Here is a 21,001-nt window from a genome sequence, read left to right as displayed (position 1 = left end):
AGCCCAGAAACGGGATGAAGCTTACTGGTTTCCCCAAATCAGGTCATTCAGTTGCCATAGTCGCGGGCGGATTGTCATCAATCTCGAAGAATCGAGGGTATTCGGTGTGGCCGGCCAGGCGGAGGGTCCTGGCGAGCCAGCGGCGCTGCGCCGTACGCGTGACCGCGACCGCGTTGTTGTAGAAGCGGCGGGAGTAGACCACCTTGGCCACGGCGGCGTCGAGCTCTTCCAGCAGGTCATGCCCCCCTGGCGCCTCCGAGAGCTTCTCCCTGAAGCGCTCCTGGTCCACGGCTGCCCGCAGGGCCCGCGACAGGTCGCTCTCGGCGTGCTCGCGCTCGTCCGGGCCCGCCGTCCTCGCCTCGTGAGCGGCGGCGGCCAGCACGAGGGACGTGGCCGGGTCGAGCAGGCGCGATCCGGCCAGCTCCAGGACCACTGCCCTGCGCCGCATCAGCGCGGCGTCCAGCGCCTCCTGGGCCAGCTCCAGCCGGATGTGCAGGCGGTCGAGCCGGCCGGCCCGCCAGGAGACGTAGACGGCCAGGAGCACCACGACGATGCCTGCGCTCAACACGACCATGGTGGATGTCACAGGTCTTCCTCCACGCGTCCCGCGCCGCTCATGGTGACCGTCTCGTAGACGCGCACGACGTCGCGCGCGACCGTGGACCAGTCGTACTTCCTGACCGCGACCAGCGCCTCCGCCGCCAGCTTGGCCCGGCGTTCCGGGGCGTCGAGCAGCGCGCCCGCCTCGCGCGCCAGCGCGGCGGAGTCGCCGTTGGAGAACAGCGCGCCCGCCTGGCCGTCGCCGAGCACCCTGCGGAAGGCGGGGATGTCGCTGGCCAGCACCGTGGCGCCGGACGCCATGGCCTCGGCCAGCACGATGCCGAAGCTCTCGCCGCGCGTGTTGGGGGCGCAGAACACGTCGACCGAGTGGTAGGCGCGGATCTTGTCCGCCTCGCTGACCATGCCCAGCACGGTCACCCGGTCGTGGAGACGCTTGGGCACCCGCTCGTAGACGTCCTTCTCGTCGCCGGGGCCGGCGACGAGAAGCTTCACGTCCGGCCGCTCGTCCGCCAGCGTCGTGAACGCGTCGAGCAGGATGGGCAGGCCCTTGCGCTCTTCGTCCATCCGGCCGAGGAAGCCGAGCGTGGCGCCGTCGGGCCCCCAGCCGTCGAGCGGCTCGGCGTCGGTGTAGCGGGAGACGGTCACGCCGTTGGGGATCAGCACGGTGTCGCCGCCGAACTGCTCCACCAGGCTCTTACGGGCGGCGTCGGAGACCGTGATGCGCCCGCTGAGCTTCTCCAGCGCGCTCTGCAGCACCGGCTCGGCCACCGCGATCGCCCGTGAGCGCACCCAGGAGGCGTGGAACGTCGCCACGATCGGCCCCTTGGCGGCCCAGCAGGCCAGGATGCCCAGGCTCGGGATCAGCGGCTCGTGGATGTGCAGCACCTCGAACTCGCCCGTACGCACCCACCGCCGCACCCGCGCGGCCGACAGGAAGCCGAACGACATCCTGGCCACCGACCCGTTGTACGGCACGGGGATGGCGCGTCCCGCGCCCGTCACGTAGGGGGGCAGTTCGTCGTCGTCGGCCGCCGGCGCGATCACCGACACCTCGTGGCCCTGCGCCATGAGCGCCTGCGCCAGGTCGTCGATGTGCTGTTTGACCCCTCCCGGCATGTCCCACGAGTAGGGGCACACGATGCCGACCTTCATGGCCGCAGGTCCTCCAGCCAGAGCCGCTGCAGCATGTGCCAGTCCTCCGGGTGCTCGGCGATGCCCTTCTCGAACACCTCGGCCATCCGCTGCGCCACCGCCGCGACCTTCTCCTGCCGGGTGCCCTCCTCCGGGACCGGGATCTCCTCGTGGATGTGGATGCCCCAGTCGTCGCCCACGAAGTAGACGGTCGCGGGCAGCAGCGCGGCCCCGGTCTGCACGGCCAGCAGCGGCGGCCCCGCGGGCACCTTGGTGGTCGAGCCGAAGAAGCGCACCTCGACGCCGCTCTTGGTCAGGTCGCGCTCGGCGGGCAGGCACACGACGCCGCCCTTGCGCAGCCGCGTGGCCAGGGTGCCGAAGTTGTGCCCGTCGCCTCCGGTGAGCGGCAACACCTCCATGCCGAGCCCCTCGCGGAAGGCGACGTAGCGGCGGAACAGCGACTCCGGTCTCAGCCGCTCGGCCACGGTGGTGAACGGATGCCCGACGCCCACCAGCCACGCGCCCGCCTGGTCCCAGTTGCCCATGTGAGGCAGAGCCAGCACCACGCCGCGGCCGGCCGCCACGGTGTCGTGCACGTGCTCGGCGCCGATGACGTGGGTGCGGCGCACGACCTCCTCGGTGCGCATGGACGGCAGCCGGAAGATCTCGTGGAAGTAGCGGAAGTAGGAGCGCATGCCGGCCCTGGTGAGCTCGTTCAGCTCGCGGCTGCCCGCCTCGAGGCCGGTGACCCTGGCCAGGTTGGACTCCAGCCGGCGTACGGACTTGCCGGCCCTGCGCCAGACCCGGTCGGCCAAGAAGCGGAAGACCGCCGCCGTAGGGCCATGGGGCAGCAGCGGAACGAGCTTCCAGCCGGCCGCGAAGCCCGCGGCCACGACGCGATCGCTGACGGACGCCTTCTCGCTCATGTCTCCCTCGCCTGATGGTAGACCGCCACCACTCGCTGCGCCACGGTGATCAGGCTGGCCACGGCGAGCAGCCACATGCCCGCGGCCAGGACGTACGGCACGCCGAGGCCCGCGAGGAAGGCCGCGACCAGCGCCACGACCAGCCGCTCAGGACGCTCGGCCAGCCCCACGTCGGCCGTGAGCCCGAGCCCTTCCGCCCTGGCCTTGGCATAGGACACCATGGCGCCCGCGACGAGGCAGACCAACGTCACCGCGGCCATCAGCGTGTCGCCTCCGGCGACGAAATACAAGATCAGGCCGGCGAAGATCGAAGCGTCGGCCACCCGGTCGAGCGTCGAGTCGAGGAACGCGCCCCAGGTGCTGCCCCCCTTGCCCCCGAGCCTGGCCACCACGCCGTCGAGGAGGTCGAACAGCACGAAGACGGTGATGACCAGGGCGCCCGCGGTCAGGTGCCCCAAGGGGAACAGGAGCAGGGCGGACACGACGGTGCCGAGGGTGCCGATCGCCGTGACGGCGTCGGGGCCGATCCCGCGGCCGGCGAGAGCCCTGCCCAGCGGGGTGAGTATCCGGGTCATGGCCGGGCGCAGGAGTTTGAGCATCGCCGTCCGATCGTAGGCCATCACGGACCTGACAACTTTCTTTGCCCCGGCCCTCTTGTGATATCCGCCACAGGGGTATTTGGTGAACACACCGCGTCCATGCGGTTTCTGTCACCTTCCGCGCGGGCGCGGCGTTGGGAACATCCGACGACGCGGGAGGCGATGTGGCGGAAAGACACTCAGGCGGCGCCGTAGGAGCCGCGGGCAGGGCACCCGCGGCCGACAGGGCGGATGCGATACGCAATGTCGTGCTTGTCGGCCACTCCGGAGCGGGTAAGACAACCCTCGTCGAGCAGCTGCTGGCCGCCACGGGCACCGTCCAGCGCCCTGGCAGGGTGGAGGACGGCAACACGGTCAGCGACTTCGACGAGGTCGAGGTCCGGCAGCAGCGCTCGGTCAACCTCGCGTCGGCACCGCTCATGTTCAACGGAATCAAGATCAATCTTTTGGACACGCCCGGGTACGCCGACTTCGTGGGCGACCTGCGCGCGGGGCTGCGCGCCGCCGACGCCGCGCTGTTCGTGGTGTCGGCCGCCGAGGGGATCGACGGCCTCACCCAGATGCTCTGGGAGGAGTGCTCCCAGGTCGGCATGCCGCGCGCGGTCGTCATCACCAAGATCGACCACCAGCGGGCCGACTTCGACGAAGTGCTCACCGCCTGCCAGGACATGTTCGGCGACGGCGTCGCGCCGCTCTATCTGCCGGTGATCACCAACGGCCACGTCAACGGCCTGATCGGTCTGCTGTCGCAGAAGTTCTACAACTACGCCACCGGCACGCGCACGGAGAAGGACCCTGGCGCCGAGTACGCGGCCCAGATCGAGGACCACCGCGGCGTCCTCATCGAGGGGATCATCCAGGAGAGCGAAGACGAATCGCTCATGGAACGCTATCTCGAAGGCGAGCCCATCGAGACCAAGGTCCTCATCGAGGACCTGGAGAAGGCGGTCGCGCGCGGCAGCTTCTACCCGGTGCTCTGCAGCGGGATCGGCGTCGGCGCGACAGAGGTGCTCGAGCTCATCACGCAGGGCTTCCCGTCCCCTCTCGAACATCCCATGCCGGAGATCACCGATCTGTCCGGCAGGCCGGTCAAGGACATCACGTGCGACCCGGACGGCCCGCTCGTGGCCGAGGTCGTCAAGACCACCAGCGACCCGTACGTGGGCCGCATCAGCCTCGTACGCGTCTTCTCCGGCACGCTGCGCCCCGACATGACCGTCCACGTGTCCGGGCACGGCCTGGCCGAGCGCGGTCACGAGGACCACGACGTCGACGAGCGCATCGGCACCCTGACCTGCCCGCTGGGCAAGCAGCAGCGCAGCGCGGCGAAGGGCGTGGCCGGCGACATCGTGGCCGTGGCCAAGCTGTCGCGCGCCGAGACCGGCGACACGCTCTCGGACGTCGACCGCCCGCTGCTGATGACGGCCTGGCAGATGCCCGACCCGCTGCTGCCCGTCGCCATCAGGGCCAGGTCCAAGGCCGACGAGGACAAACTGTCGCAGGCCCTCGGCAGACTGGTGGCCGAGGACCCGACACTGCGTCTGGAGAACAACGCCGAGACCAGGCAGCTCGTCCTGTGGTGCATGGGCGAGGCACACACCGACGTGCTCCTCGACCGCCTGGCCAAGCGGCACGGCGTCGAGGTGGAGCGGGTGGACCTGCGGGTGCCGCTGCGCGAGACGTTCGGCGGCAAGTGCCAGGCCATGGGCCGCAACGTCAAGCAGACCGGCGGCCACGGCCAGTACGCCATCTGCCACCTGGAGGTCGAGCCGCTGCCGTCGGGAGGCGGCTTCGAGTTCGTCGACAAGGTCGTGGGCGGCGTGGTGCCGCGCCAGTTCATCCCGTCGGTGGAGAAGGGCGTGCGGGCCCAGATGGAGCGGGGCGTCGTCGCCGGCTACCCGATGGTCGACGTACGGGTCACCCTGTACGACGGCAAGGCCCACTCCGTCGACTCCTCCGACATGGCCTTCCAGATCGCGGGCCAGCTCGCGCTCAAGGAGGCCGCGTCGAAGGTTCCGACACTGCTGCTCGAGCCGGTGGACGAGATCTCGGTGCTGGTGGCCGACGACTACGTGGGCTCGGTGATGTCCGACCTGTCGTCGCGGCGCGGGCGGGTGCTCGGCACCGAGCCCGTGGGCACCGGCCGCACGCTGGTGAAGGCGGAGGTGCCGGAGCTGGAGATAACGCGGTACGCCATCGACCTGAGATCCATGTCACACGGCACCGGCACCTTCCAGCGCACGTTCCTGCGCTATGAGCCGCTGCCGTCCAACCTCGCGAGCAAGGTGGCGGCAACCGATTGAGGGTCCGAGGGCCGGCCGGAAGGGCTTTGTCCCTTCCGGCCCATCCCTACCCATTAATCACAGAAGCATCACGAGTACATTTCTTTTTTTGGTCCCGAGCATGCCGGGGCGACTGCCAGACTGGTGGGCACTATGCGAACTGGACGCCCACTCCTAGCCGCTGCCACGCTCGCCGTCGCCACCACGGCCGCCGCCTACGTGTTCGGCCCCGGAGCCGGAGAGAGCCCCGCAGCGAGCCGGACGAAGACGGCCATGGCCGCCCCCGCGGCGGCGTGCAAGGCCGACGCCCGCCATCCCAAGCGCGAGCTGCGCGGGGTGTGGATCGCCACGACCCAGAACATCGACTGGCCGTCCAAGGCCGGGCTGAGCCCCGCCAGGCAGCGGGCGGAATACGTCAAGATCCTGGACAACGCCGCCCGGCGCCACCTCAACGCCGTCTTCGTCCAGGTCCGGCCCGCCTCCGACGCGCTCTACAAGTCGTCGCTCGAGCCGTGGTCGCAATATCTCACCGGCACGGCGGGCAAGGACCCCGGCTGGGACCCGCTGCCGTTCCTCATCGACGAGGCGCACAAGCGCGGCATGGAGTTCCACGCCTGGTTCAACCCCTACCGCGCCTCCTACGGCGACAGCACCGCCAAGCTGCCCGCGGCCCATCCCGCGCGCAAGCACCCGGGCTGGACCGTGAAATACGGCGGCCGCCTCTACTACAATCCCGGTCTGCCCGCCGTGCGCCGCCACGTGACCAAGGTCATCACCGACGTCGTCAGCCGCTACGACCTCGACGGCGTGCACTTCGACGACTACTTCTACCCCTATCCGGTGGCGGGCGCGAAGTTCGACGACAGCGCGGCGTTCAGGAAGCACGGCAAGGGCAAGAAGCTCGCCGACTGGCGGCGCGACAACGTCAACACGCTGGTCGCCGAGGTCGACAAGGCCGTCCACGACACGAAGAACCACGTGAAGTTCGGCATCAGCCCGTTCGGCATCTGGCGCAACACCTCCAACGACCCGAGCGGCTCCAAGACGTCGGGGATGTCGGCGTACGACTCGATCTACGCCGACGCGCGGGCCTGGATCAAGTCCGGCACCGTCGACTACGTGCTGCCGCAGCTCTACTGGCCGCGCGGGCACCGGCTGGCCGACTACACCACGCTCGCGCGCTGGTGGGCCCGCGAGGTCAAGGGCACCGACGTGCAGCTCTACATCGGTCACGGCCTCTACCGCGTCGGCGCCGACGACGACAAGGCGTGGAAGAAGCCGGGAGAGCTGGCCGCGCAGGTGGGCGTCAACCGCAAGCTCAAGCAGGTCGACGGCTCGGTCTACTTCAGCGCCAAGCAGCTCGTGAGCGACCCGCTCGGCTCGGTCGACCGCCTGGCCGGCTCCCGCTACGGCCGCCCGGCGCTGCCGCCCCTGATGAAGGAGCGCGGCGGCCAGGCTCCCGCCCCGCCCTCCGGCGCCAAGGCCTCCGGCGGCACGTTGTCGTGGACAGCTTCCGAGGGCGCCCGAGCCTACGCCGTCTACCGGCTGCCCAAGTCGGGCAAGGACTGCCACACCAGCGACGCCCGCGACCTCGTCGCCGTCGTCTCGCAACCGTCGTACGCGGCCAAGGACGGCACCTACCTGGTCACCTCCCTCGACCGGCTCTACAACGAGAGCGCTGCCGTCGAGGTGAAGGCCGGCTGAGGCCGGTTCCCGTACACAAGGCATGAGGGCCCGCCGCGCGGCGTCGCGGCGGGCCCTCATGCGTGCTGAACGTGGGAGTTCGCGCCCTGAGGGGGAAGGGGACGGTGAGCGTCGCACCCGGTTGTGCGAGGCCCCGGTACGCGGAAGGCGAAAGGAGGGCAGGATCGGCCGCGCGGGCGGCCAGGAACGCACCGACCGCACCCGCCGCGTGAGAGGGTAGTCGGGTCCGGTGGCCCCGGGACGAGAGCTGCTTCCGCCGTGCCACGGAACATATCGATGACGGGAGGATCTCGGTGAGGCGCGCGCTAGTCATGCTGGCCGTGCTGGCCGTTCAGGTGCTGGCCGTTCAGGTGCTGGCCGGTCTGGGGCTGCTCACCGGGGCGGCACGGGCCGACGAGGGCGACGGCCGGGTGGCGCTCATCGGCGTCTCCGGTCTGCACTGGAACGACCTCAGCCAGGCCGACACGCCCAACCTGTGGGAGCTGGCCAGGGCGAGCGCGCTCGGCTCCATGTCGATCCGCACGGTCGGCACGGTGACCTGCCCCTACGACGCGTGGCTGACCGTCTCGGCGGGCACCAGGTCGGCCGTGGGCTACCGCTGCGGCTCGCCTCCCGCGCCCGAGCAGCAGGGCACGGGCGCCGTCATCCCGCACTACCGCTACCTCATCGACGTGGCCGGCCAGCGCAACGCCGGCGTCCTCGGCGAGTCGCTGAAGGCCGCGGGCCAGTGCTCGATCGCCATCGGCCCCGGCGCCGCCCTCGGGCTGGCCGACCGGCAGGGCGCGGTGCGGCACTACCACGCCTCACCGCTCCAGGTGACGACCGCCGACCTGGAGAAGTGCCGGATGGTCGCCATGGACGTGGACGACCTCGTCCTCCCCTACCTCACGGACGGGCAACTGCCCAGGGAGCCCGACCGGCTCAGCGCCGCCGAGCGCCGCGACGCGCTGCGCCTGGCCGACGCCAAGGCGGGCGCGCTGCTGTCGGTCCTGCCCGCGGACACCACGGTGGTGCTCGCGGGGCTGTCCGACCACGGCTCCGTGCCGCACCTGCGGGTGACGGCGCTGCGCGAGCCCGGCGCGGCGGGCCGCCTGCTCGGCGCGACCTCCACCCGCCGCGAGGACCTGTCCATCACGCCCGACCTGACCGCCACCGTGCTGACCAAGCTGGGCGTGCCCGTGCCTCCCGCGGTCGTGGGCGGGCCGCTCCAGGTCGGCGGCCAGGGGGTGACGCTCGACCGGCTGCGTGACGCCGACGCCGAGGCGCAGACCATCCGCGCGGTGAAGGGCGGCTACTTCACGGTCATGGCGGTGTTGCAGGTGCTGTTCTACGGAATCGCGTTCCTGCTGCTGCGCCGCCGCAAGGGCCTGCTCCCCGTCCGCGTCGCGGGCACCGCCCTGGCCGCCGTGCCGGCCGCCAGCTTCCTGGTCAACCTGCTGCCGTGGTCGAGCATGCCGCAGATGGTGGCCGGGGTGCTGGGGTGGACGGCGGCGCTCACCGCGCTGGCGTTCGCGGGGCCGTGGCGCCGCGCGCCGCTCGGCCCGCTCGCGGTCGTGGCCGGCGCGACGGCCCTGACCCTCGTCGGCGACCTGCTGACCGGAACGACCCTGCAGGTCAACAGCGTCATGGGCTACAGCGCCGACGTCGGCGCCCGCTACTACGGGCTCGGCAACATCCCGTTCGCGCTGCTGGCGACCGGCACGCTGCTGACCGCCGCGGTCATCGCGCACCGCTGGCCGGGCAGGGCGGGCGTGGCCGCGATCGTGGTGCTCGGCACGTTCACCATGGTGCTCGGTGGCTCGGGCATGGGCAGCGACTTCGGCGGCGTGATCGCGTTCGTGCCGGGCATCGCGGTGACCGCGCTCGTCCTGACGGGCAAGCGCGTCTCGCTGGTGAAGCTGGCCGTCTTCTGCGTGGCGGGCGGAGTGATCGTGATGACGTTCGCCTGGCTCAACTACCTGCGGCCGCCGGACGAGCAGACCCATCTGGGCCGTTTCGTCGGCCAGGTGCTGACCGGCGAGGCGTTCGACGTCATCTTCCGCAAGCTGCAGGCCATGCTGGGCACCCTGCTCAGTCCCAACCTCATGCCGATCGTGATCGCCGCGGCCGCCTTCCTCGTCTACGCGATCCTGCGGCCCGAGCAGGCCTCGGCCGGCGTGGTGCCGGCCGCGTTCGAGCACTCCCCCGCGCTGCGCGCCGGGCTGATCGGCACGCTGGTCAGCGGCGTGCTCGGCATGCTCGTCAACGACTCCGGCGCGGCCGTGCTGTCCATGGCGCTGGCGCTGGCCGTGCCGCTGCTGCTGGCCACCGGCATCGGCGTGCTGCGCGCGCCCGCGTCCGCCGGAGGCGCCCTCGGAGAGCTGGCGAGCGCGCGACGATGAGCCCCGGCGCCGGGGTCACGGCGGCGGCTCAGGTCCAGGCGTCGGCGAGCAACTGCCGGGTGTCGCGCAACAGCTGGGGAAGCACCTTGGTCTGCCCGACGACCGGCATGAAGTTGGTGTCGCCGCCCCACCGGGGCACCACGTGCTGGTGCAGGTGCGCGGCGATGCCGGCGCCGGCGACCTGACCGAGGTTCATGCCGACGTTGAAGCCCTGGGCGCCGCTGGCCTTGCGCAGCACCCCCAGCGACTTCTGGGTGAACTGCCCCAGCTCCACCAGCTCGGCGGGCTGCAACTCCGCGTAGTCGGCGACGTGCCGGTAGGGCACCACCATCAGATGCCCCGAATTGTACGGATAGAGGTTGAGCACCGCGTAGACGGTCTCGCCTCTGGCGACGATCAGGCCCTCCTCGTCGCTCATCTTGGGGATCGCGTCGAACGGGCACCCGTCACCGGGGCCGGTGCTCGTCGGTTTGTTCTCGCCCTTGATGTAGGCCATACGATGCGGGGTCCACAGACGCTCGAAGTTGTCGGGCGACCCTGCCCCTGCCTGATCGTGCATACCTAGCAGCATAGGACCACGGGCCCGCACGCCGCTCGTCCGGGACGAGCCCCGCCGCGCCCGCGCGGACCGGAGGCATGCCTGTAAGGATGTCACCCATGACCTCTCAGCTCGAACCCATGCCCGAAGACTGGCAGCGGGCCCTGGCCATCGTGGCCCACCCCGACGACCTGGAATACGGCTGCGCCTCGGCCGTGGCGGCCTGGACCGACGCGGGGCGCGAAGTCTCGTACGTGCTCGCCACGAAAGGCGAGGCGGGCATCGACACGCTCGAACCCGTCAAGTCCGCCGCCGTACGCGAGCGTGAGCAGCGGGCCAGCGCGGCCGTCGCCGGAGTGACGAGCGTGGAGTTCCTCGGCCACGCCGACGGGGTGATCGAGTACGGCACGGCGCTCAGGAGGGATCTCGCCGCCGCGATCCGCAGGCACCGCCCGGAGCTCGTGATCACGCTGAACCCTGACGACACCTGGAACGGCACGTACTGGAACACGCCCGACCATCGCGCGGTGGGCCGGGCCGTGCTCGACGCGGCCGGTGACGCGGGAAATCGATGGATTTTTCCTGACACGGAGGCCGAGCCCTGGGACGGCGTCCGCTGGGTCGCCATAGCCGGGTCCGGCTCCCCCACGCACGCCGTGGACGTCACGACCAGCCTGGAACGCGGGGTGCGCTCGCTCATGGAGCACCGTGCGTACATCGAGGCCCTCACCACCGAAGACCCCGAGGCCTACGCTCGTAACCTGATCGAAGGCTTCGCCAGGGAGACGGCCGAGCGCTTCGGTGGCCGTCCCGCCGTCGCCTTCCGCCTCTTCCCCCGCTGACCCACCGGTGACCGCGCCTCACCCCTGCCTGGCTGTGCCGGCGCTCCACGACAGGGTGAGGTCGCAGCGCCGGCATCCTGGCCACGGTGAGCCTCGCGACCGCACGACTTCGTGGCCGCTCATCGGCAGCCCGTGGCGGTCCCGGTGCCGTGGTGGGCGGCCGGGCCGAACTCACGGTCCCGGTGGCGGAATGTGGGTGGAGATGGCCGCGTGGCGGCCGCCCGGGTGCGGCGGCCGCCACGCGGCACAGCAGGGGTCAGACCTGGATCCGGCGCTCCACCGCGCCGACGATCTCGGCGACCGCCTCGTCGATCGGGACGCCGTTCTTCTGCTCGCCGCTGCGGTAGCGGAACGACACCGCGCCGCTCGCGATGTCCTCGTCGCCGGCCAGCAGCATGTAGGGGATCTTGGCCTTCTGCGCGTTGCGGATCTTCTTCTGCATGCGGTCGTCGGACGCGTCGACCTCGACCCTGATGCCGCGCTCCTTGAGCCGCTTGGCGACGTCCTGGAGGTAGGGCACGTGGGCGTCGGCGATCGGGATGCCGACCGCCTGGACCGGGGCCAGCCAGGGCGGGAACGCGCCGGCGTAGTGCTCGGTGAGGACGCCGAGGAAACGTTCGATCGAGCCGAACAGCGCCCGGTGGATCATGACGGGCGTCTGGCGGCTGCCGTCGGCGGCCTGGTATTCGAGCTCGAAGCGCTGGGGCTGGTTGAGGTCGAGCTGGATGGTGGACAGCTGCCAGGTGCGGCCGATCGCGTCCTTGGCCTGCACCGAGATCTTCGGGCCGTAGAAGGCCGCGCCGCCCGGGTCGTCGACCAGTTCGAGGCCCGACTCCTCGGCCGTCTGGCGCAGCGCCTCGGTCGCCTCGGCCCAGTCGGCGGGGTCGCCGATGAACTTGTCGGAGTCGTCGCGGGTGGACAGCTCCAGGTAGAACTCCGACAGGCCGAAGTCGCGCAGGACGCTGAGCACGAAGGTGAGCAGGCTCTTGATCTCGCCGGCCATCTGCTCGCGGGTGCAGTAGATGTGGGAGTCGTCCTGCGTCATGCCGCGCACCCGGGTCAGGCCGTGGACCACGCCCGACTTCTCGTAGCGGTAGACCGAGCCGAACTCGCACAACCGCAGCGGCAGCTCGCGGTAGGAGCGGCCGCGCGCCCGGAAGATCAGGTTGTGCATCGGGCAGTTCATCGGCTTGACGCGGTATTCGATGCCCTCCAGCTCGAAGGGCGGGAACATGTCGTCGGCATACCACGGCAGGTGGCCGGAGGTCTCGAACAGCGTCGACTTGGTGATGTGCGGGGTGTTGACGAACTCGTAGCCGGCCTCGCCCTGCCGCCGGCGCATGTAGTCTTCCATCTCCTTGCGGATGATCCCGCCCTTGGGATGGAAGACCGGCAGGCCGCTGCCCAGCTCGGGCGGGAAGCTGAACAGGTCGAGCTCGGCGCCGAGCCTGCGGTGGTCGCGCTTCTCGGCCTCCTCCAGCAGCTTGAGATAGGCGTCCTGCTTGTCGCGGGACTCCCACGCGGTGCCGTAGATGCGCTGGAGCTGCGGGTTGTTCTCGCTGCCCCGCCAGTAGGCGCCGCCGGAGCGCATCAGCTTGAAGGCGGGGATGGACCGGGTGGACGGCACGTGAGGGCCGCGGCACAGGTCTTTCCACGTCAGCTCGCCGGTCTTGGGGTCGAGGTTGTCGTAGATGGTGAGCTGCCCGGCGCCCACCTCGACCGACTCTTCGTCCTCGGCGCCCCCCTTGAGCCCGATCAGCTCCAGTTTGTACGGCTCACCGGCGAGTTCCTCGCGCGCCTCGTCGTCGGAGACGGCCCGGCGGGAGAACAGCTGACCCTGCTTGACGATCTCGCGCATCCGCTTCTCGATGCGCTTGAGATCGTCGGGCTGGAACGCCCGCTCGACGTCGAAGTCGTAGTAGAAGCCGTTGTCGACGGGCGGGCCGATGCCCAGCTTGGCCTCGGGGAAGAGCTCCTGCACCGCCTGCGCCATGACGTGGGCGGTGGAGTGGCGGACGATCGCCCGGCCCTCCTCGCTGGAGATCTCGATCGGCTCGACCACGTCGCCCTGCTCCAGCGGGTGGGCCAGGTCGCACGCCTGGCCGTTGACCCGGGCGGCGACGACCGTGCGGCCGTCGGCCTCGAGGGCCTGCCCGGCCGTCGTGCCGGCCGCGACCACACGCTCGGCTCCGGCGAGGGTGATGCGTAGCTCGGCTGACACGGTGTCTCCTCAGGGATCGCGCTCGATGCCCGGCACCGAGGCTGGTTCGATGGTGGACACCGATGCTATCGCGGGTGAAAAGCGTCCCCGGACACCGCGCCGACGGCCCGCGCCCACGGCCCGCGCCCGCGCGATCTCCGGCCGGCGGATCAGCGCCGCCGGCTCGGGCGGTAGCCCAGTTTCGTCAGCTCCTTGCGGGTGCCGTGGAAGACGTTGCGGTCGATCGGGCTGTTGGAGTACTGGTGGATGGTCCAGTCGTTCCAGGGGCGCGGCACGTCGGGTCGGCCGCGTGGCTTGGCCGGGCTCGCGATCCACAGCGGATATTCGGCCAGGCCCGCGCAGTGCCCGCCGTTGGCGAAGGCGTGGAAGGTGTAGATGAACGGCCGCACGCCGCCGTGCCGCTCGACGTGGTGGCACCAGCGGCGCGCGAAGCGGGCCACGCGCTCGGGGCGCGCTCCGTCGTTGGTCTCGAGGTCGAGCGCGACGAGATCGCCGCGGCGCAGCCCGCCCGCCTTCTCGATCGTGCGCAGGAAGTGCCGCGCCTGCTCGATGGGGTCGCCCTTGGGCCGGGCGAAGTGGTACGCGCCGCAGACCATCCAGCTTTCCCGCATGCCGTTCCAGTTGCGCGCGAACCACTTGTCGACGTAGTCACCGCCCTCGGTGGTCTTGGCGAAGGCGAAGGACACGCCGGTCTCCGCGTGGCCGGCCCAGTCGACGGTGCCCTGCCAGTTCGACACATCTATGCCCAGGAGCAAGCGCTTCACCTTGTCGGAGTTTATTGAGATGTCTCCTGATCAGCCCTTCGCCGCGCCGATCAGAAGGTTCAGGGTACGTTCCCGGCCGGAGTACGCGGAGCCCACGAAATCGGTCACCCCGGCCTCCTTGAGCTCGTCGAGCTTGGCCAGCACGGTGTCCTCGTCGCCGACGATCGCCACCTCGCCCGGACCGGCCACGCCCTCCCTGTCGAGCATCGCACGGTAGGACGGAAGCCGCCCGTACGTCTCGAAGATCTCGTTGGCGCGCGCCACCGCGGCGGCGGGGTCGTCGGTCACGCAGATCGGCAGCGCGCACACGATCCTGGGCGGCTCGCGGCCCTCCTCGGCGGCGGCCGCCCTGATGGTGGGCGCGATGTGCTCGGCGACGGTCCTGGGTCCGGTCATCCAGAGTGCGGTGCCGTCGGCCACGGTGCCGGCGAGTCTGAGCATGCGGGGGCCGAGCGCGGCGACCAGCACGGGGAACCCGGCGCCCGGGGTGCTGAGCCGGATGTCGGCCTTGAGCGTCTCGCCCGCGTACGAGACGTGCTCGCCCCGGCTGGCCGGGATCAGGATGTCGAGGTATTCCTTCATGTGGCGGCCCGGCCGGTCGAAGCTGTAGCCGTACATGTCCTCGATGACGACCTTGTGCGACAGCCCGACGCCGAGGGCGAGGCGCCCGCCGAGCGCGGCGTTGACGGTCATGGCCTGCTGGGCGAGCGCGGCCGGGTGACGCGGGTAGGTCGGCACGACGGCGGTGCCCAGTTCGATGCCGGGCACCTGGCTGCCGGCGACGGCGAGGGCTGTGAGGGCGTCGAGGCCGAAGATGTTGGACAGCCAGGCCGAGGTGAAGCCGTCCCGCTCCGCACCGGCGATCTGGTCGCGCAGGTCGCCGATGGGGTCGTCCACGTTTCGCTCGGACAGGAAGAAGCCGTATCGCATAAGAACAGAACTCCGTTCTGGTAACTGAAGCGAATGTATCCCCACACCCCCGGTGCGGGGCAGCCGCCGTGCCGGACGACGTTTGTAAAGTGGCGAGCATGACGCACGAACGCGCGGGAAAGCCCGCTCGGCCAGCCGACCTCGTCGACGTCGCCCGGCTGGTGACGTCCTACTACGCCCTCCACCCCGACCCTGACGAGGTGGAGCAGCGGGTGGCGTTCGGCACCTCGGGGCACCGGGGCTCGGCGTTCGACACGGCGTTCAACGAGGACCACATCGTCGCGACGAGTCAGGCCATCTGCGAATACCGGCGCGCGCAGGGCACGGACGGGCCGTTGTTCCTCGGCGTCGACACGCACGCGCTGTCGGAGCCCGCGCGGGTGTCGGCGCTGGAGGTGCTGGCGGCCAACGACGTCGCGGTGCTGATCGACACGCGCGACGGCTACACGCCGACCCCCGCGGTCTCGCACGCCATCCTGCGGCACAACCGGGGGCGCACGTCGGGGCTCGCCGACGGCGTGGTGATCACGCCGTCGCACAACCCGCCGGGCGACGGAGGGTTCAAGTACAACCCGCCGCACGGCGGTCCCGCCGACACCGACGCCACCAGGTGGATCCAGGACCGCGCCAACCGGCTGCTCGCCTCGGGGATGGAGGGCGTGCGGCGCATCCCCTACTCCAGGGCGCTGGACGTGGCGCGGCGTTACGACTTCCTCGGTTCGTACGTCGACGACCTGCCGTCCGTACTCGACCTCGACGCGATCAGGGCGGCCGGGGTGCGCATCGGGGCCGACCCCCTGGGCGGGGCGAGCGTGGCCTACTGGGGAGAGATCGCCGAGCGGCACCGCCTCGACCTGACGGTGATCAACCCGCTGGTCGATCCGACGTGGCGGTTCATGACGCTCGACTGGGACGGCAAGATCAGGATGGACTGCTCGTCGCCGCACGCGATGGCGTCGCTGATCGCCAACCGGGAGAAGTACGACATCTCCACCGGCAACGACGCCGACGCCGACCGGCACGGCATCGTCACGCCCGACGGCCTCATGAACCCCAACCACTACCTCGCCGTCGCGATCTCCTACCTCTACGCCCACCGCGACGGCTGGCCCGCCGGCGCCGGGGTCGGCAAGACCATGGTCAGCAGCGGCGTCATCGACCGCGTCGCGCACGACCTGGGGCGGCGGCTCTACGAGGTGCCGGTCGGCTTCAAGTGGTTCGTGCCCGGCCTGCTCGACGGGTCGCTGGGGTTCGGCGGCGAGGAGAGCGCGGGGGCGTCGTTCCTGCGGCGCGACGGCTCCGTCTGGTCCACCGACAAGGACGGCCTCATCCTGGCGCTGCTGGCCTCCGAGATCCTCGCCGTCACCGGCCGGTCGCCGAGCGAGCACTACAGGGAGCTGGTCGCGCGGTTCGGCGAGCCCGCGTACGCCCGCGTGGACGCTCCCGCGACGCGCGAGGAGAAGGCCGTGCTCGGCAGGCTCTCCGCCGAGCAGGTGACGGCCACGTCGCTGGCGGGCGAGCAGGTCACGTCGGTGCGGACGTCGGCGCCCGGCAACGGCGCGGCGCTCGGCGGGGTGAAGGTGGCGACGGAGAGCGCCTGGTTCGCGGCCCGCCCGTCCGGCACGGAGGACGTCTACAAGATCTACGCCGAGTCCTTCCGCGGACCCGACCATCTGGCCAAGGTCCAGGAGGAGGCCCGCTCCCTGGTGACGTCGGCTCTCGGCTGATCCCGCGGGCGCGCCACCACGGCCCCCTGGCCGCCGTGCCGGGGGATCATGGCGGCCCGCCGCGTCAGTAGGTCAGGTGCCGGCCGCCGTCGCCGACGAGGATCTCGCCGGTGACCAGCTCCGACTCCAGCAACGCGACGATCATCTGGGCGACGTCCTCGGGTCGTGCCGTGCGTTTCAGCGGCGCCTTCGCCTCCTCGCGCGCCGCCATCTCGGAGAACACCTGCTCCCCCAGCCTGTCGATGTGCCATCGGGTCGCCACGATGCCGGGCGCGACGGCGTTCACCCTGATCTCGGGTCCGAGCGCCACCGCCAGATCACGGGTGAGCTGGATCAGGGCGGCCTTGCTCACCCCGTACGCGATGGAGGAGCCCGTGGCGAGGAGGCCGGCGATGGAGGCGACGTTGACGATCGCGCCCCGCGCGGCCCGCAGATCGGGGGCGAAGGCGCGGGCGCAGTAGAAGGGGCCCATCAGATTGACGCCCATGACCTGCTGCCACACCTCGGCGGTGAGCCCGTCCAGGTCGGGGAAGGGCACCCACCTGGTCGTGCCGGCGTTGCACACCAGCGCGTCGACCCTGCCGTGGGCGGCGCGTACGCGCGCGGCCATGCGGCGTACGGCGGCGTCGTCGCACACGTCGGCGGCCATCGCCTCGGCCTTGCAGCCCAGCCGCTCCAGACGGGCGACCGTGGCCTCGGCCTCCGCCGCCGAACGCGAATAGTTGACGATCACGGCCGCCGCGCCCTTCCTGGCGAGGCTCTCCGCCACGGCGGCCCCGATGCCGGTGCCGCCGCCGGTGATCACGGCGACGCTGCCGTTGATGTCCATGACGCTCCTTCACTCCTCGACCAGTCGCCTGTGCATCGGGTCGAAAGCGGTGATGTCCATGTCCTTGCTCTCGCGCGAGGCGTAGAAGGCCACGAACGAGATCACCGCGGTCCCGATGAGGAACGCCGCGACCAGCCACGGCGCCCCGCCCAGCTGCGCCGCGAGCGCGGCGCCGATCAGCGGCGAGAAGCCGGCGACCGCGGCGCCCAGCTCCCGCGAGGCCGCGAACCCGGTGTAGCGCACCCGCGCCCCGAACAGCTCGGCGTAGAACACGGGCTGCACCGCGACCTGCGGCGCGAACCCGAACGCCCCCATGACCATCATGGCCAGCCACACGAGCCAGGGCAGGCCGGTGTCGACCACCAGGAAGTACGGGAAGGCGAACACAGCGACGAACACCACGCTGAACAGGTTGAGCGGGCGACGCCCCACCCTGTCCGAGAGATGGCCGTAGACCGGCTGCAGCACGATGACGGTCAACCCGAAGAAGATCACCCCCAGCAGCGCCGTGTGGCTGTCCAGGCCGAGCCGGCTGGTGGCGTACGCGACGCTGAACGTGGCCAGCGTGTAGACCACGGCCGTGTCGCAGATGTGGGCCCCGACGCCGACGAGGAAGTTGCGCGGGTAGCGGGCGACCGCGTCCCTGATCGGCAGCCTGACGATCTCGCGGGTCCGTTCCATCTCGCGGAACACCGGTGACTCGGCCACCCGCAGCCGCACGTACAGCGCCACCCCGATCAGCGCGAAGCTCACGAGGAACGGCACCCGCCAGCCCCATGAGACGATGTCCTGCTGCGGGAGCAGCTGCACGAGCAGGAAGGCCGAGGTGCCGAGCACCAGGCCGATCTGCACGCCGGTCTGCGCGAAGGAGGCGTAGTAGCCGCGCCTGCCCTGTGGGGCGTGCTCGGCCAGCAGCGTCGCCGCGCCGCCGAACTCCGCGCCCGCGCCCAGCCCCTGGCAGACGCGCAGCAGCGTGAGCAGGATGGGTGCCCAGACGCCGATCGACGGGTAGGTGGGCAGCAGACCGATGAGCCCGGTCGACACGCCCATGATCAGGGTGGTGATGATCAGGGTCGAGCGGCGGCCGATCTTGTCCCCGAGGTGGCCGAACAGGATGCCGCCGAACGGCCGGACCACGAATCCCACGCCGAACGTGGCGAACGCGGCGATCGTGCCCGCCGCCGGATCGGCCTCGGTGAAGAAGAGCTGGTTGAAGACGAGCGCGGCGGCGGTGCCGTAGATGAAGAAGTCGTACCACTCCAGGGCGGTGCCCACGAGGGCGCCCGCGACGACGCGCTTCAGTTCGGGTGTGGTGGCGGACATCTGACCTCCAGGGGCGGTGTCAGGGCGTGGCGGGCCGCGTCAGCGGCCCGCCACAGGCCGCGGAGCCTCCGGCCGCGGAACGCCGAGCCGGGCGGCGAGGACGCCCAGCTCGTCCCAGACGGGTGCGGGCACGGGAATCCCCTCCTTCAGCCGCGCGGCGCGCGCCTCGGCCTCCGGCTCCCCCGGAACGATCACGCCGGGACCCGAGGCGCGCAGGGCTTCGCAGAAGGATTCGACCTGGGCGACATAGTCGTCCAGGGGGACGAATGCGGATATGTCTACCGCGGTGATCACGGTTCCGAACGTGCCGTCGTACTCGGGTGAGCAGGCGGTGCCGGTGCCGGTGAGCAGGCCGCCCACCAGCTCGATGAGGACACTCAGGCCGTACCCCTTGTGACCGCCGAACGGCAGCAGCGCCCCGCCGCGGTAGAAGTCGGCCGGATCGGTGGACGGGCGGCCCTCGGGATCGACGACCACCCCCTCGGGCGCCCTGGAGCCGCCGGCCAGCAGCAGGCCCAGCTTGCCCTCGGCGATGGCGGCCGTCGCCCAGTCCATGACCACGGCCGCACCCCCTGCCCGGGGCACGGCCCAGGCCATGGGGTTGGTGCCCAGCATCCTGCGGTGCCCGCCGTACGGGGCGACGGTCGGGTCCGCGTTGCCGACGACCTGCGCGACGAGGCCCTGGGCGGCCAGCGTCGCGGCGTACTCGCCGAGCCTGCCGACGTGGTTGCACTCCCTGACGGCCACCACGCCGGCGGCGTGCGCGGCGGCGAGCCGCGCGGCCTCGGCGGTGGCCAGCCCGGCGGCGACCTGCCCGAAGCCGCGCCGCCCCGACACGACGGCGGTCGCGCCGCGTCGGGAGACGACGTCCGGGCGGGCGTCCGGCACGATCACGCCGGCCTCGATCTTCTCAACGTACGGCATGAGCCGGCGTACGCCGTGCGAGCCGTGCCCGGCGAGGTCGGCCTCGACCAGGGAGGCGGAGACGGTCGCCGCCGTGCCGGCGGGGACGCCTGCGGCCGTCAGGAGGTCGCGGGCGAGATCGCGCAGTTGGCCGGCGTCGATGAGACGGGAGGATGCGTTCACGGTGACCTGGCTCGCTTCCGCAGATCCTGCGTTCCGTGTGCGCGCTTATGCCCGCTGTGGGCCGGCCCAAACGGATCTACGGAAAGGGCCTACCAAGCGCTTGCCCGAACCACGGTGATGTCAGCGCGTGAGTTCGGGGGCGGTGGCGGTGCTCATCCCGGCGCGGCCGATGTCCGCGCGGCGGCCGGCGGCGACCCCGTCGCGGTAGCCGGTGCCGCTGGTCCGCGGCACGCTCATCCGGATGTCCGGGTAGCGGGCCGCCACCGCCCGCTCCACCTCGGCCCTCCGGTCGGCCAGCACGACCGCCGTCCCGGTGCCGGAGGACCCGGCCTCGGCGCGCGACTCGGCCTCGCAGAGCAGGCGGTACACCTCGTCGGTGAACCCGAGCAACCACGACCGCCGGTAGGCCCGCACGGCCGTGACCCCTTCGGGAGGCCGCACGCGCGACAGCCCCGAGGCCATCTGCAGCAGCAGCGAGGTGGCCAGCAGGTCGGCGCGTTCGAGGTCGGCGGCGAACCCGAACACGTGCACCCGCTGCCCGCCCTCACCGCGCCCGACGAGCAGCGGCCTGCACCGGACCGCCTGGGCGACCAGGCTGACGAGGCGGGCCTTCTCCCTCGCCCACGGGTTCGGCAGCCAGACGACGCGGTCGCCGGGCGTCTGGCGGGTGCCCGCGGGAGGCAGCGCGTCGATGCCGTGCCTGGCCATGAGCGCGGACGCGGCCTCCATGAACGTCGCCCGCTCGTGCTCGTTGTCGGTGCGTTCGGCCTTGGCCAGGAGTTTCCTGACGCGCTCCAGCGTGCGCTCCCGCAACGGTGCTCCTCCGACGACGCCTCAGGACTTGGTCAGCACCCTCCCGTCGGCCCCGATGGCGGGGAAGGCGCCGGTGTCGACGATGCCGTGCTGGTGGTACAGCGCCTCGATGAGGGCGTGTGCCTGCGGCTCCAGCTTCCACAGGGCACGATACTCGCGCGCCGTGGCCAGCGAGATGCCGATCTCCTGGGCGATGTCGACGGTGCGCGGCACGATGCCCTTGGAGATCTGCCGGTCCCAGTATTCGCGCGCGGCCCGCATCAGGGCGGCCCTCTCGGCCGTGCTGACCACCTGCGGGGTGGCGTCGAGCACCTCGACGTCCTCGTCCTCGTCCTCGACGAGCT

General features: G+C 71.3%; 17 protein-coding genes and 1 pseudogene. 5 read left to right on the top strand and 13 right to left on the bottom strand.

The window, feature by feature from the left end:
* Positions 1 to 43: 43 nt before the first annotated feature.
* The 4 genes from E1267_RS27680 to pgsA are packed head-to-tail and all read right to left on the bottom strand — an operon-like array spanning position 44 to position 3,238.
* On the bottom strand, positions 44 to 574 hold the full coding sequence (locus E1267_RS27680) for a hypothetical protein (RefSeq protein ID WP_171055522.1): 531 nt from the start codon (positions 572 to 574) through the stop codon (positions 44 to 46).
* Positions 575 to 582: 8 nt separating this feature from the next.
* Positions 583 to 1,713 (bottom strand): glycosyltransferase family 4 protein, encoded by a 1,131-nt coding sequence (locus E1267_RS27675; protein WP_132336504.1) that lies wholly within the window; start codon positions 1,711 to 1,713, stop codon positions 583 to 585.
* A complete protein-coding gene (locus tag E1267_RS27670; RefSeq protein WP_132336502.1) occupies positions 1,710 to 2,618 on the bottom strand; it encodes a phosphatidylinositol mannoside acyltransferase in 909 nt (302 codons plus the stop codon). The genes E1267_RS27675 and E1267_RS27670 overlap by 4 nt, the downstream gene beginning before the upstream one ends.
* Positions 2,615 to 3,238 (bottom strand): phosphatidylinositol phosphate synthase, encoded by a 624-nt coding sequence (gene pgsA, locus E1267_RS27665; protein ID WP_132336500.1) that lies wholly within the window; start codon positions 3,236 to 3,238, stop codon positions 2,615 to 2,617. Before pgsA ends, E1267_RS27670 begins: the two co-directional genes overlap by 4 nt.
* Before the next feature lie 143 nt (positions 3,239 to 3,381).
* Between pgsA and E1267_RS27660 the strand changes: the two genes are divergently transcribed.
* The 3 genes from E1267_RS27660 (at position 3,382) to E1267_RS27650 (ending at position 9,584) form a co-directional block, all read left to right on the top strand.
* Positions 3,382 to 5,520 carry an elongation factor G-like protein EF-G2 gene (locus E1267_RS27660; RefSeq protein ID WP_132336498.1) on the top strand — a complete coding sequence of 713 codons (2,139 nt, stop codon included), beginning with the start codon at positions 3,382 to 3,384 and terminating at the stop codon, positions 5,518 to 5,520.
* A 132-nt stretch (positions 5,521 to 5,652) separates the two neighbouring features.
* Complete coding sequence (locus E1267_RS27655; RefSeq protein WP_132336496.1) at positions 5,653 to 7,203, top strand: glycoside hydrolase family 10-like protein; 1,551 nt, start codon at positions 5,653 to 5,655, stop codon at positions 7,201 to 7,203.
* A 293-nt stretch (positions 7,204 to 7,496) separates the two neighbouring features.
* On the top strand, positions 7,497 to 9,584 hold the full coding sequence (locus E1267_RS27650; protein WP_246064302.1) for a hypothetical protein: 2,088 nt from the start codon (positions 7,497 to 7,499) through the stop codon (positions 9,582 to 9,584).
* Between the two features lie 28 nt (positions 9,585 to 9,612).
* On the opposite strand, the gene E1267_RS27645 is transcribed toward E1267_RS27650, so the two are convergent.
* On the bottom strand, positions 9,613 to 10,143 hold the full coding sequence (locus tag E1267_RS27645; protein WP_246064301.1) for an HIT family protein: 531 nt from the start codon (positions 10,141 to 10,143) through the stop codon (positions 9,613 to 9,615).
* Positions 10,144 to 10,241: 98 nt separating this feature from the next.
* Between E1267_RS27645 and E1267_RS27640 the strand changes: the two genes are divergently transcribed.
* Complete coding sequence (locus E1267_RS27640) at positions 10,242 to 10,964, top strand: PIG-L deacetylase family protein (RefSeq protein WP_132336490.1); 723 nt, start codon at positions 10,242 to 10,244, stop codon at positions 10,962 to 10,964.
* A 256-nt stretch (positions 10,965 to 11,220) separates the two neighbouring features.
* Here E1267_RS27640 and thrS read toward each other — a convergent pair whose 3' ends face one another.
* From thrS to E1267_RS27625, 3 genes are all read right to left on the bottom strand, one after another.
* Positions 11,221 to 13,185, bottom strand: coding sequence for a threonine--tRNA ligase (gene thrS / locus E1267_RS27635; protein WP_132336488.1), 1,965 nt, complete (start codon positions 13,183 to 13,185; stop codon positions 11,221 to 11,223).
* 149 nt (positions 13,186 to 13,334) lie between these two features.
* Positions 13,335 to 13,949 carry a glycoside hydrolase family 25 protein gene (locus E1267_RS27630; protein WP_165959820.1) on the bottom strand — a complete coding sequence of 205 codons (615 nt, stop codon included), beginning with the start codon at positions 13,947 to 13,949 and terminating at the stop codon, positions 13,335 to 13,337.
* Between the two features lie 30 nt (positions 13,950 to 13,979).
* Positions 13,980 to 14,879: an LLM class F420-dependent oxidoreductase gene (locus E1267_RS27625; RefSeq protein ID WP_132336484.1), complete on the bottom strand. Its 900-nt coding sequence runs from the start codon at positions 14,877 to 14,879 to the stop codon at positions 13,980 to 13,982.
* Between the two features lie 98 nt (positions 14,880 to 14,977).
* On the opposite strand from E1267_RS27625, the gene pgm reads away from it, so the two are divergent.
* Positions 14,978 to 16,606, top strand: a complete 1,629-nt coding sequence (gene pgm, locus E1267_RS27620; RefSeq protein ID WP_132336482.1) for a phosphoglucomutase (alpha-D-glucose-1,6-bisphosphate-dependent) — start codon at positions 14,978 to 14,980, stop codon at positions 16,604 to 16,606.
* A 64-nt stretch (positions 16,607 to 16,670) separates the two neighbouring features.
* Here the strand turns inward: pgm and E1267_RS27615 are convergent, their stop codons facing one another.
* The 5 genes and pseudogenes from E1267_RS27615 to E1267_RS27595 form a co-directional block, all read right to left on the bottom strand.
* Positions 16,671 to 17,435, bottom strand: a complete 765-nt coding sequence (locus tag E1267_RS27615) for an SDR family NAD(P)-dependent oxidoreductase (RefSeq protein WP_132336480.1) — start codon at positions 17,433 to 17,435, stop codon at positions 16,671 to 16,673.
* A 9-nt stretch (positions 17,436 to 17,444) separates the two neighbouring features.
* Entirely contained in the window at positions 17,445 to 18,758 is a 1,314-nt protein-coding gene (locus E1267_RS27610) for an MFS transporter (RefSeq protein ID WP_132336478.1), read from the bottom strand.
* 39 nt (positions 18,759 to 18,797) lie between these two features.
* Positions 18,798 to 19,844 carry an Ldh family oxidoreductase gene (locus E1267_RS27605; protein WP_132336476.1) on the bottom strand — a complete coding sequence of 349 codons (1,047 nt, stop codon included), beginning with the start codon at positions 19,842 to 19,844 and terminating at the stop codon, positions 18,798 to 18,800.
* Between the two features lie 120 nt (positions 19,845 to 19,964).
* Complete coding sequence (locus tag E1267_RS27600; protein ID WP_132336474.1) at positions 19,965 to 20,657, bottom strand: DUF2786 domain-containing protein; 693 nt, start codon at positions 20,655 to 20,657, stop codon at positions 19,965 to 19,967.
* A gap of 21 nt (positions 20,658 to 20,678) precedes the next feature.
* Positions 20,679 to 21,001 (bottom strand): annotated as a pseudogene (locus E1267_RS27595) (hypothetical protein); the annotation flags it as partial.

This window comes from Nonomuraea longispora (assembly GCF_004348345.1).
Taxonomy (GTDB): Bacteria; Actinomycetota; Actinomycetes; order Streptosporangiales; family Streptosporangiaceae; genus Nonomuraea; species Nonomuraea longispora.
Note: the sequence above shows the minus strand (reverse complement) of the source record. Positions and strands in the feature narration are given on the sequence as shown.